This is a genomic window from Amycolatopsis sp. NPDC088138, from assembly GCF_044741685.1.
In the GTDB taxonomy this organism is placed as follows: Bacteria; Actinomycetota; Actinomycetes; order Mycobacteriales; family Pseudonocardiaceae; genus Amycolatopsis.
The window spans coordinates 100,538-115,422 of the sequence record NZ_JBIUTB010000009.1; the positions used below are offsets into that span (position 1 = coordinate 100,538).

Here is a 14,885-nt window from a genome sequence, read left to right on the forward strand (position 1 = left end):
TTTTGCACTAAACATTCGAAAGTATGTACGGTTTGGCGCGTCTATCCGGGTGAAAACCGGACTAAGCACGCCTTCATCACCTTGACGGGTGACACGGGTCACCCTACTTTCGCTGACTGAGTAACAAAGTGGCGCAGCAGCACAGGTGGGGGCATCGTGGCCGTGACCGGTACCAGGCGAGCCGACTCGGTGAGCCCGCGTACGGCGAACCTCGCCGCGGTCCTGCGGGCCCTGCGCACCGGCCCCCTGTCCCGCACCCAGCTGGCCACCCGCTGCGGGGTCGCGAAGTCGGCCGTTCCCGGCCTGCTCGCCGAACTCGCGCGGCGGGGCCTGGTCCGGCCCGCCGGTGTCCTCCCCGGCAACGGCCGGCCCAGCGTTCTGGTCGAGCTGGACGGCGAAGACGCCTACGCGCTGGCCTTGGGCATCGAGGCGGACCGGCTGTCGGCGGTGGTCACCGACCTGTCCGGCCGGGTGCTGGCCGAGCGGGCCGAGACCGTCGACGTCGCCGCGGCGGGGCTGCAGCGCGGCATGGACGAGCTCGCCCACCTCGCGCACCGGGTACTGCCCGGCCCGCCGGTCGGCGTCGCGATCTCGGTGCCCGGGCTGGTCGACTCGGCCGCCGCGGTGCTGCGGTTCGCCCCGGCCCTGCGCTGGCGTGACGCGGAGATCGCCGGCCTCATGGCCGCCCGGCTGAACCTCCCCGCCGACGCGGTCGCCGTGGACAACGAAGCCAACCTCGGCGCGCTCGCCGAGTCGCTCACCGGAATCGGCGAGCTGTTCTACCTCAGCGGCGGGACGGCGGTCGGCGGCGGGCTCGTGTCCGGCGGTGTGGTCCTGCGCGGCGCACGCGGCTTCGCGGGCGAGGTCGGGCACATCGCCGTCGACCCGTTCGGCGAGCGGTGTTCCTGCGGCCGCACCGGCTGCCTCGAGACGAAGGCGAACCTGGCCGCGGTCCTGCGCGCGGCCGCCGCGCCGGGTGACCCGCTGCTCGACCCCGCACTCGGTGTCGAAGGCCGGGTCGCGCTGCTGAAGGACCGCGTGCGGCGCGGCGACCAGCGCGCGGTCACCGCGGTGCACGAACTCGGCGTCGCGCTCGGTGTCGCACTGTCCACTGTGGTCGACGTGCTCGACCCGGACGTCGTCGTGCTCGGCGGCTACTTCGCGGAACTGGGGGAGTGGCTGGTGGAACCGGTCCGCGTCGAACTCGCCGCCCACGCCCAGCCGGAGCGGCACGCCCGGGTCGTGGCGTCCGCACTCGGCCTCGGCGCCCCGCTGCGCGGTGCCGCGCACCTGGCGGCCGAACGCCTGTTCACCGACCCCACCCTCGCCGCCGGCACCGAGGAGGCCTCGGTATGAGCCTGCTTTCCGTTCGCGGGATCGTGAAGTCCTTCCCGGGCGTCCGCGCGCTCGACGGCGTCGACCTCGACGTCGAACCCGGCGAGGTGCACTGCCTGCTCGGGCAGAACGGCGCCGGCAAGTCGACGCTGATCAAGGTCCTCTCCGGCGCGCACCGGCCGGACGCGGGCGAGATCACCTGGCAGGGACAACGGGTCGAACTCGGCTCGCCGGTCGACGCGCTGCGCCTGGGCATCGCCACCATGTACCAGGAGCTCGACCTCGTGCCCGGGCTTTCGGTGGCGGACAACATCTTCCTCGGTCACGAGCGCGCCCGGTTCGGGTTCACCCGGATCTCGCAGGCCCGGGACGAGGCCGCCCGGCTGATGGCCCGGCTGGGTCACGCGAACATCCGGCCGTGGCACGAGGTCGGCAAGCTGTCCGCGGCGGGCCAGCAGCTGGTGTCGATGGCCCGCGCGCTGGCCCACGACGCCCGGCTGCTCGTGATGGACGAGCCCACCGCGGCGCTGGCCGGTGAGGAGGTCGACAACCTCTTCCGCATCGTCGGCGAGCTGACCGCCGACGGCGTCTCGGTCGTCTACATCTCCCACCGGCTCGAGGAGCTGCGCCGGATCGGGCACCGGGTGACCGTGCTCAAGGACGGTCAGACGGTCGGTACCGGACTCGACGCCCGCACGACGCCGACGTCCGACCTGGTCGCGTTGATGGCCGGGCGCAAGGTCGAGACGGTGTTCGGGCCGCGCCACGACGGGCACGCCGACCGCACCACACCGCTGCTCGAAGTCGAAGGGCTGACCCGCGACGGCGAGTTCGAGGACGTGAGCTTCACCGTCCACGCCGGAGAGGTCGTCGGCATCGCCGGCCTGGTCGGCTCCGGCCGCAGCGAGCTGCTGGAGACGATCTTCGGCGCGCGCAAGGCCGACAGCGGAACCGTTGCGGTGCAGGGGAAAGCGCTGAGCCCCGGGAACATCGGCGCCGCCGTCAAGGCGGGAATCGGGCTGGCCCCGGAGGAACGCAAGAGCCAGGGGCTCCTGCTGGACCTGCCGGTGGTGCACAACGTGACGCTGGCCAGCCTCGGCCGCTACGCGAAGCTCGGGTTCACCGAACGCGGGAAGGAACTGGACGACGCCGGCGCGAGCCTGCGGCGCCTCGACCTGCGCCCCGCCGACCCGCGGCGGATCGTCCGCACGCTCTCGGGCGGCAACCAGCAGAAGGCGGTGCTGGCCAGGTGGCTGGTGCGCGGCTGCCGGGTGCTGCTGCTCGACGAGCCGACCCGCGGGGTCGACGTCGGCGCCCGCGCCGAGCTGTACCGGCTGATCGACGAGCTGGCCGCGAGCGGCGTGGCGATCGTGCTGGTGTCCAGCGAGATCCCCGAAGTGCTCGGGTTGTCCGACCGGGTGCTGGTGCTGCGCGAGGGCCGCGTCCTCGCCGACCGGCCCTCGTCCGGGCTCACCGAGGCCGGGGTGCTCGACGTGATTCTCGAGGGGAGCGCGGCATGACCGACACCGAAACGGCACCACCGAAAGCGCTGTCCGCACCGGCGAGGCGGTTCTCCTTCCGGGCCGACCCGCGGCTGCTGGGCCTGGCCGGCGTGCTCGTGGTGCTGTGCCTGGTCGGCCAGTTCACCCGGCCCGAGCTGTTCTTCACCGAAAGCAACATCTCGACGATCCTGCGGCTCGCCGCGGCGATCGGCGTGGTCAGCGTCGGGATGACGTTCGTGATCATCAGTGGCGGCATCGACCTGTCCGTCGGCTCGATCGTCGCGCTGTCGAGCGTCTGGCTGACGACACTGGCCACGCAGTCCTACGGCCCGTGGGTGATGGTCCTCTGCGGACTCGCAGTGGGTCTCGGCTGCGGGCTGGTCAACGGCGTGCTCGTCTCCTACGGCAAGGTCGTGCCGTTCATCGCGACGCTCGCGATGTACGTCTCGGCACGCGGGCTCGCCGAGCGGCTCAGCGGCCGCCGCACGCAGGTCGTCGCCGACCAGGACTTCCTCACCTTCTTCCGCGGCGCGCTGCTCGGCATCCCGGTGCTGATCTGGCTGTTCGCACTGGTGTTCGTGGTCGGCTGGGTCGTGCTCAACCGCACCACCTTCGGCCGCCGGACCTTCGCGGTCGGTGGCAACATCGAGGCGTCGCGGCTGGCCGGGATCAACGTCAAGCGGCACCTCGCGCTCGTCTACGGCGTCGCCGGGCTGTGCTGCGGGATCGCCGCGCTCATGGTCGTCGCGCGGACGACCGCGGGCGCGTCCACCAACGGCATGTTCTACGAGCTCGACGCGATCGCGGCGGTCGTCATCGGCGGCACCCTGCTCACCGGCGGCCGCGGCTCGCTGATCGGCACCCTGATCGGCGTGCTGATCTTCACGGTGCTGTCCAACCTCTTCACGCTCAACAACCTGGACACCGACATCCAGAACATCGCCAAGGGCGTGATCATCGTGCTCGCCGTGCTCCTGCAGTTCCGGGCCAGGAAGGCCAGGACTCCGTAGTAATCACCACTTCTGGAGGTCGTCATGACCGAACAACCCTTCCTCGCCCGCCGGGGGTTCCTCCTCGGCGGCGCCGCCCTCGGCGCCGGCGCGGTGCTGGCCGGCTGCACGTCGAACACGCCCGCGAACTCGGAGTCGAACGCGCCCGTCGCCAACGCGGGCAGCAACGCCGAGCCGGGAAAGCCGGTCACCATCGGCTTCTCCGCGCCCGCCGCCGACCACGGCTGGATCGCGGCGATCACCAAGAACGCCAAGGCCCAGGCGCAGAAGTTCAGCGAGGTGAAGTTCAGCGCCACCGAGGGCACCAACGACGTCAACCAGCAGATCTCCCAGGTCGAGACGCTGATCAACGCCAAGGTGAACGTGCTGGTGATCCTGCCCTTCGACGGCAAGGCCCTCACCTCGGTCGGGCAGCAGGCGATGGACGCCGGGATCCCGGTGATCAACCTGGACCGCGTCTTCGACACGCCGCTCGCGTACCGCACGTGGATCGGCGGCGACAACTACCGGATGGGCGTCAACGCCGGCGACTACATCGCGAAGCAGCTCAAGGCGAAGAACGTCGCCAACCCGGTCATCGGCGAGGTCGCCGGGATCGACTCGCTGCCGCTGACCCAGGAACGCAGTAAGGGCTTCTCGGACGCCCTCGCGCGCGCCGGGTACAAGGTCGGCCCGCGGGTCTCGGCGCAGTTCACGTCGGAGTCGGGTGAGCAGCAGACCGCGAACCTGCTCCAGAGCGCGCCCAAGCTGGACGCGCTGTGGAACCACGACGACGACCAGGGCATCGGCGTCAACGCCGCGATCGACACCGCGGGCCGCAAGGAGTTCATCATGGTCGGCGGCGCCGGCTCGAAGAACATGATGAACCTGATCAAGGCCGACGCGTCGCCGATCAAGGCGACCGTGCTCTACAGCCCGTCGATGGCCTCGACCGCGATCGCGCTGGCCCGCCTGCTCGGGCAGAGCAAGGGGGTCGCCGACCTCGCCGAGCACGACATCCCGGCCGAGATCACGACGTACTCCGCCGTCGTCACCAAGGAGAACGTCGACCAGTACCTCGACGTCGGCTTCGACTCCTGACCTGGCTTCACCAAACCGAAGGAGGGGCATTGAGCCCGGCACGGGAAACGATCGGGATCGGCATGGTGGGCCACGCGTTCATGGGTGCGGTGCATTCGCACGCCTGGCGCAGCGTGCACCGGTTCTTCGACCCACCGCTGGTGCCGAGACTCGCCGTCCTCGCCGGGCGGGACGAGACCCGGGCCAAGGCGGCGGCGCAGCGGTTCGGCTGGGCCGACGTCGAAACGGACTGGCGGAAGCTCATCGCGCGCGACGACGTCGACCTGGTCGACATCTGCACGCCGGGTGACAGCCACGCGGAGATCGCGATCGCCGCGCTGGAAGCCGGGAAACACGTGCTGTGCGAGAAACCGCTGGCGAATTCGGTGGCCGAGGCCGAAGCGATGGCCGAGGCGGCGCGACGGGCCCGTGAACTGGGGGTACGGGCCATGGTCGCGTTCAACTACCGCCGGGTGCCCGCGCTCGCCCACGCCAGGAACCTGGTGGCGGGCGGGGCACTCGGCGAGATCCGGCACGTGCGGTCGGTCTACCTGCAGGACTGGCTGTCCGACCCGCGGTTGCCGATGACCTGGCGGCTGCGCCGTGAATCCGCCGGGTCGGGCGCCCTGGGCGACCTCGGCGCGCACATCGTCGACGCCGCGCAGTTCGTCACCGGCGAGCATCTCACCGGGGTTTCGGCGCTGACCGACACCTTCGTGCACGAGCGGCCGTCCGAGAACGGCGGGACGGACGCGGTGACGGTCGACGACACCGCGTTGTTCCTGGCGCGGCTGTCCGGCGGAGCCGTGGCGAGCTTCGAAGCCACGCGGTTCGCGCTGGGCCGCAAGAACGCGATGCGGCTCGAGGTCAACGGGTCGAAAGCCAGCCTGGCCTTCGACTTCGAGTCGATGAACGAACTCCAGTGGTACGAGGGCGGCGGTACCGAGGCGGGGTTCCGGCGCATCCTCGTCACCGAACCGGAGCACCCGTACGTCGGCGTGTGGTGGCCACCGGGGCACCTCCTCGGGTACGAGCACACGTTCACCCACGAGGTCGCCGACCTGCTCGACGCCATCGGCGCGGGCACCGATCCCGAGCCGGGTTTCGACGCCGGCCTGCGTGTCCAGCGCGTGCTGCACGCCGTCGAGGAAAGCGCTTCCACGCAGTCGGCGTGGATCGCGATCGCGGACTAGTTCCCGTTTCCGCTTTTCAGCTCTTCAGCACGTCAGCGAACGAGATGAGGGAGTTCCATGTGCGGTCATGAAGCTGAGCAGTACTCCCGAAGGACGATCCTGAACGTCGCGACAGCGGCGCTCACGGTCGGGGCGGCGGCGCTCGCGCTGCCCGGCACCGCGAGCGCGTCACCAGGCAGGCAGCGCGTTCCGCTCGACAGGATCAGCATCCAGCTCTACTCCCTGCGTTCCCTGCTGCAGAACGACCCCGAGGGCACGCTGTCCGCGCTGGCCGACATCGGCTACCGGAAGGTCGAGCTGGCCGGGACGTACGGGCGCAGCGCCACCGAGTTCCGCGCGATCCTCGACAAGAACCACCTCAAGGCGTCCTCGACGCACGTCGGCATCGACGGCGACCTGAACCAGACCATCGCCGACGCGAAGATCCTCGGGAACTCCTTCGCCGTCGTGCCGTTCGCGCAGTTCGGCACCATCGCCGAGTGGGAGGCCTTCGCGGGCCGGATGAACACCGCGGCGGTGGCGTTCAAGAAGGCCGGGCTCAAGCTCGGCTACCACAACCACGACCACGAGTTCCACCCGATCGACGGCGTGCTCCCGTACGACGTGCTGACGTCGAAGACGAACAAGCGGGACGTCCACCTGGAGATCGACCTCTTCTGGGCCGTGAACGGCGGCGCGGACCCCGTCGAGCTGTTCCGGCGCAACTACCCGCGCGTGACGCAGTACCACGTGAAGGACCGGACCGCGGACGGGCAGATGACCGACCCCGGCACCGGGGTGATCAACTTCCCGCGCATCTTCGCCGCGTCCTGCCACAACATCGCCGAGTACATCGTCGAGCACGACGAGCCGACGGATCCGCTGAACACCGCCAAGGTCGGGTTCGAGTACCTGCGCACCGTGCGCTTCTGAGACGCGGGGGAGTCCACATGCGAGTGTCACGCCGGTCGATGCTGGCCGGAACCGCCGCGGGGGTGCTGATCCCGGCGGTCGGCGTCGCCGCCGACGCGGCGTCGGCGGCGGGCCTGACCCGCCGGATCACGATCTACGCCGAGGCGCTGCCCGGTGGCCTGTACGGCTACGGCCTCGAGCCGGGCAAGGCCACGATCCCGGGGCCGCTGCTGGAGGTCTACGAGGGCGACACCGTCGAGATCGAGCTCGTCAACCTGACCGACCAGCGGCTGTCGATCCACCCGCACGGGGTCACCTACGACACCGCGTCCGACGGCGCCCCGCTCAACGCGTCGTTCAACAACCCGCGCGAGACGCGGACCTACACCTGGAAGACGCGGACCCGCTACGAAGCGAGCGGCGGGTTCTGGATGCCGGGCAGCGCCGGGTACTGGCACTACCACGACCACGCGATGGGCACCGACCACGGCACCGGCGGTCTCGCCCGCGGGCTCTACGGCGGGCTGATCGTGCGCAAGCGCGGCGACCTGCTGCCGGCCAAGCAGTACACCGTCGTGTTCAACGAGATGATGATCAACCACGAGATGGCGCCCGACACGCCGATGTTCGAGGCCCGCCTCGGCGAGCGCGTCGAGTGGGTCTGCGTCGGCTACGGCAGCCTGCCGCACACGTTCCACCTGCACGGGCACCGCTGGGCCGACACCCGCACCGGGATGCTCGACGGCGCCGCCGACAACGCGCAGGTCGTCGACAACAAGAACCTCGACCCCGGCAGCTCGTTCGGTTTCCAGGTGATCGCCGGGGAAGGCGCCGGGCCGGGGGTGTGGATGTACCACTGCCACGTCCAGACCCACTCCGACGGCGGGATGGTGGGCCTGTTCCTGGTCCGCAACGCCGACGGCGGGATGCCCGACGGCGCCCAGGAAGCGATCGACCGGTTCAAGCAGCACGGCCACGCCGGGCACGACATGAGTCCCGACGGCCGGACGCACGCATGAGGAGGGGAGCCATGAAACGACGTTGGTTCGGCAGACGCGGAGCGCTGGTGCTCGCCATCGGGTCAGTCCTCGCGGCCGGCTCGCCGTTGATGGTGATGCCGGTGGCCCAGGCGGCGCCGGCCGTGGTGAACGTGCCGGTGAACGTCCTGGTCTTCCACGGCTCGGCGGACGGCCAGAAGGACCCGGTGCTGCGCGCGGCGGACGCGATCGCGCGGCTCGGCCAGGACAACGGCATCACGGTCACGGCCTCGTCCGACCCGGCCGTGTTCAGCACGGCCAACCTGGCCCGCTACCGCGGTGTGGTGTTCCTGTCCGCGCAGGGCGTGACGCTCGCGCGGGAGCAGGAAGCCGCGCTGCAGGCCTACATGAAGGCGGGCGGCGGGTTCCTCGGCGTCTCCGACGCGGCTCGCGCGCAGGACTCGTCGCCGTGGTTCACCGGCCTGATCGGCGCGCGCCCGGTCGGCGCCCGCCCGACGCCCGAGACGGTGGCGTCGGTGACCGCCAGCGCGGAGAACCCGCCGGACGAGACCAAGGAGAAACTGGCCGACAACAACGAGAACACCAAGTGGCTGGCGCGCGCGACGACCGGCTGGGCGGCCTACAAGCTGGCCACCCCGGTCGCGGTCAGCAGCTACTCGCTGGTCTCGGCGAACGACTTCCCCGGCCGCGACCCGAAGAGCTGGACCCTGCAGGGTTCCGCCGACGGGCAGGCCTGGACCGACCTGGACACCCGCACGAACGAGACGTTCACCGACCGGTTCCAGACGCGGACGTTCACCTTCGCCAACACCACGGTCTACCCGAACTACCGGCTGAACATCACCGCGAACGCGGGTGAGCCGCTCATCCAGCTCGCGGACCTCAAGCTGTTCAAGGACACCTCGACGACCCCGCCGCCGCCCGAGCCCGCACCGCAGCAGGCCGTCGTCGACGTCCTCGACGCCCAGCACCCGGCCACCGCCGGGCTGCCGCAGAACTGGACGCGCACCGACCGCTGGCTCAACTGGGAGTCCAACCCGGTCGGCACCGTCCACACGGTCGCCCAGGTCGAGGAGAAGGGCTACAACCCGGGGGTCGGCGCGAACGGTGCGTTCCACCCGGTCTCGTGGTGCCGTGACTACGACGGCGGCCGCTCCTTCTACACCGGCATGGGCCGCACCGAAGGGTCCTACGGCGAGGCGCAGTTCCGGCAGCACCTGCTCGGCGCCCTGCGCTGGACCACCGGGATGGTGCGCGGCGACTGCCAGGCCGGGATCGCCGCGAACTACAAGGTCGAGCGGCTGACCGGGAAGAACGCGGCCGGGCAGCTCGACCAGATCGGCGAGCCGCACGGGCTCACCATCGCGCCGGACGGCAAGGTGTTCTACATCGGCAAGGCGGCCTGCCCGACCGGGCCGATCGTCAGCTGGGACGACCCGAACGTCGGCCTCGGCTGCGGCACGGTCCACCAGTGGGACCCGGTCACCAAGAAGGTCAAGCTGCTCACGACCTTGCCGGTGATGGGCAACCGCGGCAGCGGCGACGAGCTCGTCAAGAACGAAGAGGGCCTGCTCGGGCTGACGCTGGACCCGAAGTTCACCGAGAACGGGTTCATGTACGCCTACTGGATGCCGCACGCGTCGATCGACCGCGACAAGCGGATCGGCAAGCGCACGGTCTCGCGCTTCACCTACAACGCCACCGCGCAGACGCTCGACCAGGCCACCCGCAAGGACCTGCTGTCCTGGGACGTCCAGATCCACAGCTGCTGCCACGCCGGCGGCGGCATGGCGTTCGACAAGGACGGGAACCTCTACGTCGGGTCCGGGGACAACAACTCCTCGGGCGGCTCGAACGGCTACTCGGGCAACAACTGGACGCTCGACTACAAGGGCATCTCGTTCCAGGACGCGCGCCGCACGGCAGGCAACACGAACGACCTCGACGGCAAGATCCTGCGCATCCACCCGGAGGCGAACGGGACGTACACCATCCCGCAGGGCAACCTCTTCCCGAACGGGCCGGCGGACAAGACGCGCCCGGAGATCTACGTGATGGGCGTCCGCAACATCTCGCGGCTGCAGATCGACCCGGTGCACAACTGGATGACCGCGGGCTGGGTCGGCCCCGACGCGTCCTCGCCGAGCCCGGAACTCGGGCCGGCGAAGTACGAAACGGCGACGATCATCACCGAGGCGGGCAACCACGGCTGGCCCTACTGCATGGGCAACCGGCAGCCCTACCGCGACCGCAGCAGCACGAACGCCGCGGAGCTGACCGGCTGGTACGACTGCAACAACCCGGTGAACACCTCGCCGCGCAACACCGGCCTGGTGAACCTGCCGCCGATCAAGGACAACATGATCTGGTACTCGCCCGACGGCGGCGGCCCGGTCTTCCCCAACCGCCCCAACAGCTCCATCCCGACGTACAACGCGGCGGACGCCACCTACACCCAGCCGTACCTGCGGGGTGGCGGCCAGGCCGTCATGTCCGGTCCGACGTACCACCGCTCCCTGGTCAACACGAACAGCGGTGTCGCGTGGCCGGCGTACTGGGACAACAAGTGGTTCATCGGCGACGAGTCCAACGCCCAGAACCGGGTCGCGGTGACCGTGGACCCGGCGGGCGTGCCGACGCACCAGCCGCCGGTGTTCGCCGAGACGTTCCGCCAGATCATCCCGGGCGGCGCGGGGGACAACCGGGTGCAGAGCTGGATGGACGCCAAGTTCGGGCCGGACGGCGCGCTGTACGTGCTCGACTACGGCAACGGCTTCTTCTCCCTGGACGCCAACCAGAAGCTGCTGAAGATCAGCTACACCGGTGGCGCGCCGACCCCGGCGCCGGCCGCGTCGTCGGTGCTGGTGCAGAACAAGGCGCTGACGGCGGCGTTCACCGGGTCGAAGTCCGGCGGTGTGTCCTACCGCTGGGAGTTCGGCGACGGCTCGGTGTCCACCCAGGCCGACCCGCGCCACACCTACCCGCGCACCGGGATCTTCACCGCCAAGCTGACCGTGACCTACGCGGACGGTGAGGCGGTGACCACCCGGACCGCGGTGAACGTCGGGTGCGCGGTGGCCGACCCGAGTCCGGTGGTGACCTTGGGCGACACCATCACCAAGGTGCCGAACCGCAACGCCGGCGGTGGCTGCACGGTCGACGACTTCATCGACGACGAAGGCACGTGGAGCACGCACGCCGCGTTCGTCAACCACGTCGAGCAGGCCACCGAGACGCTCGACGAGCTCGGGGTGCTCAGCACTCCCGAGGCGGCCGAGCTGAACGCGGCGGCGGAGGCGTCGCCGATCGGGAAGCCGGGCACCACTGGCTACGAGGCGCTCTTCGACGGCACGGCCGACTCGCTGCGGGCCTGGGAACAGGCGCCGTCCGGGCAGTTCACGCTGCAACCCGACGGGTCGATCCGCTCGGCCGGCGGGCTGGGCATGCTCTGGTACGCCCAGCGCCAGTTCGGGGACTTCTCGGTGAAACTGCAGTTCAAGGACATCGCCCCGGACCCGAACCGGGCCAACAGCGGGGTCTTCGTCCGGTTCCCGGATCCGCGGACACCGCTGGCCGAGCGGCCGGCGGGCAGCTGCGGGACGGTCGGCTCGGCGCGAACGTCGCAGGCGTGGGTCGCGATCTACTGCGGCCACGAGGTCCAGATCTACGACGGCGACAGTGGTGAGCCGCAGAAGACCGGGTCGATCTACAACTTCGACCCGCGCCCGCTGGACCAGGCGGGGGCGCGGCCGAAGGCGACCTGGAACGACTACGAGATCAAGGTCGTCGGGCAGCACTACACGATCGTCCGCAACGGCGTGGTGATCAACGAGTTCGACAACACGCCCGGCCAGCAGTCCTCGCGCGCCGGGGACCCGCCGACCGACCTGCGGCAGTTCGTCAGCGGGTTCATCGGGTTGCAGAACCACAGTGACAACGACCTGACCGAGTTCCGCAACATCCGGGTGCGGCAGCTGTAGCGCGACGGGGGCCGGGCACACGCCCGGCCCCCGTTCCTCCCAGGAAGGTTTCCGCGATGTCCCCACGCCTGATCGCCGTGCTGCTGGCCGCTTTCCTGGCCCTGCTCGGGCTCGCCACCCCCGCGGTGGCGGCGCCGGTCCAGACCCTGACCTGGACCGGGAGCAACAGCACCACCGAATACGCGTCCGCGCCGACGGGCGCGCTGCCCGGCGAGACCACGATCGTCTTCGAGAACAGCGAAGCCACCGGCAACACGACGGGGATGTCGCACACCCTGACGTTCGACACCTCGACGCCGGGGTACAACCACGACGTCACGCTGAACGTCCTGGCCAACCCGTTCGACCCGCAGAACGGCCGGCACGAGGCCGTCGTCACCCTCACCCCGGGCAAGTACCGGTACTTCTGCACCATCCCCGGTCACACGTCGATGGTGGGGGAGTTCGTGGTGTCCGACGGCACCGGCGACACCACCGCGCCGACAGTGACCGCCGCAGTGACGGGTGACCAGGACCCGTCCGGCAACTACCTCGGGTCGGCTTCCGTGGCGCTGACCGCGACCGACGCGGGCTCCGGCGTCGCGTCGGTCGAGTACCAGCTCGACGGCGGAACCTGGACGCCGTATTCGGCGCCGGTCGTCGTGTCGTCGCTGGGCATGCACATGCTGGCTTACCGCGCGACCGACGTCGCCGGGAACACGTCCGCCGAAGGCATGGCGCACTTCACGATCGTCGAACGGGAGGGGGACGGCACCGCGCCCACGGTGACCGCCTCGCTCGCCGGTACGCAGGATGCGTCGGGCAACTACGTCGACGTCGCGACGGCAACGATCACAGCGACGGACGCGGATTCCGGGGTCGCCGCCGTCGAGTACAAACTGGACGACGGCGCGTGGACCGCCTACACGGCACCGGTTCCGGTGACCGCGGCGGGCATGCACATGCTCTCCTACCGGGCTCGTGACGTCGCCGGGAACACGTCACCGGAGGGGATGACCCACTTCACGGTGGTGAAGAGCGACACGACGGCGCCGGTCGTCACGGCCTCCGTGGCCGGCACGCAGGACGGTGACGGCAACTACGTCGGCAAGGCGGTCGTCACGGTCACGGCGTCGGACGCGGGTTCCGGGGTCGGCGCCGTGGAGTACCGAGTGGACGGTGGTGCGTGGACCGCCTACTCCGCTCCGGTTCAGGTTTCTTCGGCCGGCGCGCACACGGTGGACTACCGGGCTCGTGACGTCGCGGGTAACACCTCTGCGGTGGGGAGTGTGTCCTTCTCCGTGGTCGCCGGTGGCGACACGACCGCGCCCACGGTGTCCCTGACGGTGAGCGGCAAGCAGAGCGGCGACTGGTCGTACGTCGGCCAGGCGACGGTGACGCTGACGGCGGCCGACGCGGAGTCCGGTGTGGACTTCGCCGAGTACAAAGTGGACAGCGGCGCGTGGACGCGGTACACCGCGCCGGTGGTGGTGTCCGCGCTCGGCGCGCACACGGTCCGGTTCCGGGCCGCCGACGTCGCCGGGAACGTCTCGGCGGAGCAGTCGGGGACGTTCAAGGTGGTCGCGACGCCGCCACCGCCGGACGCCTGCCCGAACTCCGACACCCGGGAGACCGTGGTGATCGGCGGGGTCGACAGCCAGGTCGAGAACACCGACATCGGCAACGGCTGCACGCTCAACGACGTCATCGACGAGAACGCGGAGTACGCGTCCCACGACCGGTTCGTGAAGCACGTGAAGGCGGTGACCCAGGAGCTGGTCAGCAACGGCGTGCTGTCCTCAGGCGACCGCAACCGCATCGTGACGGCGGCCATCGAGTCCGGCGTCGGCGGCGCTCCTGCCGCCGGTCACGAGGTAAAGCCCGATCCGAAGAAAGCTCAGCCCGCGAAGCTGCGCGGGCTGGACTAGGCCGACTGCCAGAGTTCGATGCGGTTGCCCTCGGGGTCGGTGACCCAGCCGAAGCGGCCGACGCCGTCCATGTCCTGGGTCTCCTCGGCGACGTCGGCGCCCCGGTCGCGGAGCTGGGCGAGCATGGCGTCCAGGTCGCGGACCCGGAAGTTGAGCATGGTCTGCTGGGTCGGGGACCCGAAGTAGTCGGTCCCGGCCTCGAACGGCGCGAAGACCGTGGGGCCCGCCTCCTGGCGCCACAGGCCGTGCTCGTCGGCGTCGAGGCCGAGGCTGTCCCGGTACCAGGCGCCCAGGCGCGCCGGGTCCGAAGCGCGGATGAAGTAACCACCGATGCCGAGCACGCGTTCCATGGCCCGATCGTGCCAGCCCGGCGCCCGGAGGCGGGCGGGCGACACGCGGTGTATTTCTCCGGCGGTTGCGGATCCGCCCCGGTACCACCGTCCACGGGGAAGGGAACCGCCTTCGCCGCGGACGTGCACCGGTGCGACCGCACCTTCGGCACCGAGCTGATGACCGGTTTCACCGCGGCCTACGAGCTGCCGCGAGCCTGAACCACGGTTCAGCAGCTCGAGTACATCTTCAGGTGGGCGATGTCGTCCCACAGATCCGGCTCGAAACTCGCCCAGGCGCGGAACCGGTAGGGTTCCGCGCCGCTCGGCATGGTCCGCACGAACTTGCGCCAGTCACCCCCGACGGGGTGTTCGGTGGCCAGCGAGCCCAGCACGGCCCACCCGGCGTCCAGCAGGTCGACGTGCCAGATCACCCACGCGGCGTCGTCGTCCACACTGGACACGGTGCCGTCGAAGGTGGCGGTCCCGTTGGGGAAGAGGGTCCACCTGGCCCCCGCGGCCATCGTGCAGTTCCCCTTCCTGATCGGCCCCCAGGTGAACTCCCACGGGGTCCAGCCGGTGAGACGCCGCGCGGCGGCGTTCGCCGCCACCATGATGGCCGACGGATCCATGACACGGCCTTTCTGCTCGTCCACCCCCGCAGCCGGACAGAGGAGCGGA

11 protein-coding genes are annotated in these 14,885 nt (G+C 70.3%); 9 read left to right on the top strand and 2 right to left on the bottom strand.

What is annotated here, in order from left to right; all coding sequences use genetic code 11:
• Window positions 1-156: 156 nt before the first annotated feature.
• The 9 genes from ACIOD2_RS44855 to ACIOD2_RS44895 are packed head-to-tail and all read left to right on the top strand — an operon-like array spanning window position 157 to window position 13,875.
• Window positions 157-1,356 carry an ROK family protein gene (locus ACIOD2_RS44855; protein ID WP_400551703.1) on the top strand — a complete coding sequence of 400 codons (1,200 nt, stop codon included), beginning with the start codon at window positions 157-159 and terminating at the stop codon, window positions 1,354-1,356.
• Entirely contained in the window at window positions 1,353-2,855 is a 1,503-nt protein-coding gene (locus tag ACIOD2_RS44860) for a sugar ABC transporter ATP-binding protein (RefSeq protein WP_400551704.1), read from the top strand. The genes ACIOD2_RS44855 and ACIOD2_RS44860 overlap by 4 nt, the downstream gene beginning before the upstream one ends.
• Complete coding sequence (locus ACIOD2_RS44865) at window positions 2,852-3,847, top strand: ABC transporter permease (protein WP_400551705.1); 996 nt, start codon at window positions 2,852-2,854, stop codon at window positions 3,845-3,847. Before ACIOD2_RS44860 ends, ACIOD2_RS44865 begins: the two co-directional genes overlap by 4 nt.
• A 24-nt stretch (window positions 3,848-3,871) precedes the next feature.
• Window positions 3,872-4,927 (top strand): substrate-binding domain-containing protein, encoded by a 1,056-nt coding sequence (locus tag ACIOD2_RS44870; RefSeq protein WP_400551706.1) that lies wholly within the window; start codon window positions 3,872-3,874, stop codon window positions 4,925-4,927.
• 29 nt (window positions 4,928-4,956) lie between these two features.
• Window positions 4,957-6,099, top strand: a complete 1,143-nt coding sequence (locus ACIOD2_RS44875; protein WP_400551708.1) for a Gfo/Idh/MocA family protein — start codon at window positions 4,957-4,959, stop codon at window positions 6,097-6,099.
• 57 nt (window positions 6,100-6,156) lie between these two features.
• Window positions 6,157-7,011: a sugar phosphate isomerase/epimerase family protein gene (locus ACIOD2_RS44880; protein ID WP_400551709.1), complete on the top strand. Its 855-nt coding sequence runs from the start codon at window positions 6,157-6,159 to the stop codon at window positions 7,009-7,011.
• Window positions 7,012-7,028: 17 nt separating this feature from the next.
• Window positions 7,029-8,009: a multicopper oxidase domain-containing protein gene (locus ACIOD2_RS44885; protein ID WP_400551710.1), complete on the top strand. Its 981-nt coding sequence runs from the start codon at window positions 7,029-7,031 to the stop codon at window positions 8,007-8,009.
• Entirely contained in the window at window positions 8,006-11,968 is a 3,963-nt protein-coding gene (locus ACIOD2_RS44890) for a ThuA domain-containing protein (RefSeq protein ID WP_400551711.1), read from the top strand. Before ACIOD2_RS44885 ends, ACIOD2_RS44890 begins: the two co-directional genes overlap by 4 nt.
• A 56-nt stretch (window positions 11,969-12,024) precedes the next feature.
• On the top strand, window positions 12,025-13,875 hold the full coding sequence (locus tag ACIOD2_RS44895) for an OmpL47-type beta-barrel domain-containing protein (RefSeq protein WP_400551712.1): 1,851 nt from the start codon (window positions 12,025-12,027) through the stop codon (window positions 13,873-13,875).
• On the opposite strand, the gene ACIOD2_RS44900 is transcribed toward ACIOD2_RS44895, so the two are convergent.
• Window positions 13,872-14,225, bottom strand: a complete 354-nt coding sequence (locus tag ACIOD2_RS44900) for a VOC family protein (RefSeq protein ID WP_400551713.1) — start codon at window positions 14,223-14,225, stop codon at window positions 13,872-13,874. The genes ACIOD2_RS44895 and ACIOD2_RS44900 overlap by 4 nt on opposite strands.
• A 209-nt stretch (window positions 14,226-14,434) precedes the next feature.
• Window positions 14,435-14,836, bottom strand: a complete 402-nt coding sequence (locus ACIOD2_RS44905) for a DUF6294 family protein (protein WP_400551714.1) — start codon at window positions 14,834-14,836, stop codon at window positions 14,435-14,437.
• Between the last annotated feature and the right edge of the window lie 49 nt (window positions 14,837-14,885).

Coding starts and splice junctions, on each gene's coding strand:
- ACIOD2_RS44885 (WP_400551710.1), top strand. CDS start 7,029: ATGCGAGTGTCACGCCGGTCGATGCTGGCCGGAACCGCCGCGGGGGTG.
- ACIOD2_RS44895 (WP_400551712.1), top strand. CDS start 12,025: ATGTCCCCACGCCTGATCGCCGTGCTGCTGGCCGCTTTCCTGGCCCTG.
- ACIOD2_RS44865 (WP_400551705.1), top strand. CDS start 2,852: ATGACCGACACCGAAACGGCACCACCGAAAGCGCTGTCCGCACCGGCG.
- ACIOD2_RS44900 (WP_400551713.1), bottom strand. CDS start 14,225: ATGGAACGCGTGCTCGGCATCGGTGGTTACTTCATCCGCGCTTCGGAC.
- ACIOD2_RS44880 (WP_400551709.1), top strand. CDS start 6,157: ATGTGCGGTCATGAAGCTGAGCAGTACTCCCGAAGGACGATCCTGAAC.
- ACIOD2_RS44870 (WP_400551706.1), top strand. CDS start 3,872: ATGACCGAACAACCCTTCCTCGCCCGCCGGGGGTTCCTCCTCGGCGGC.
- ACIOD2_RS44905 (WP_400551714.1), bottom strand. CDS start 14,836: ATGGATCCGTCGGCCATCATGGTGGCGGCGAACGCCGCCGCGCGGCGT.
- ACIOD2_RS44860 (WP_400551704.1), top strand. CDS start 1,353: ATGAGCCTGCTTTCCGTTCGCGGGATCGTGAAGTCCTTCCCGGGCGTC.
- ACIOD2_RS44890 (WP_400551711.1), top strand. CDS start 8,006: ATGAGGAGGGGAGCCATGAAACGACGTTGGTTCGGCAGACGCGGAGCG.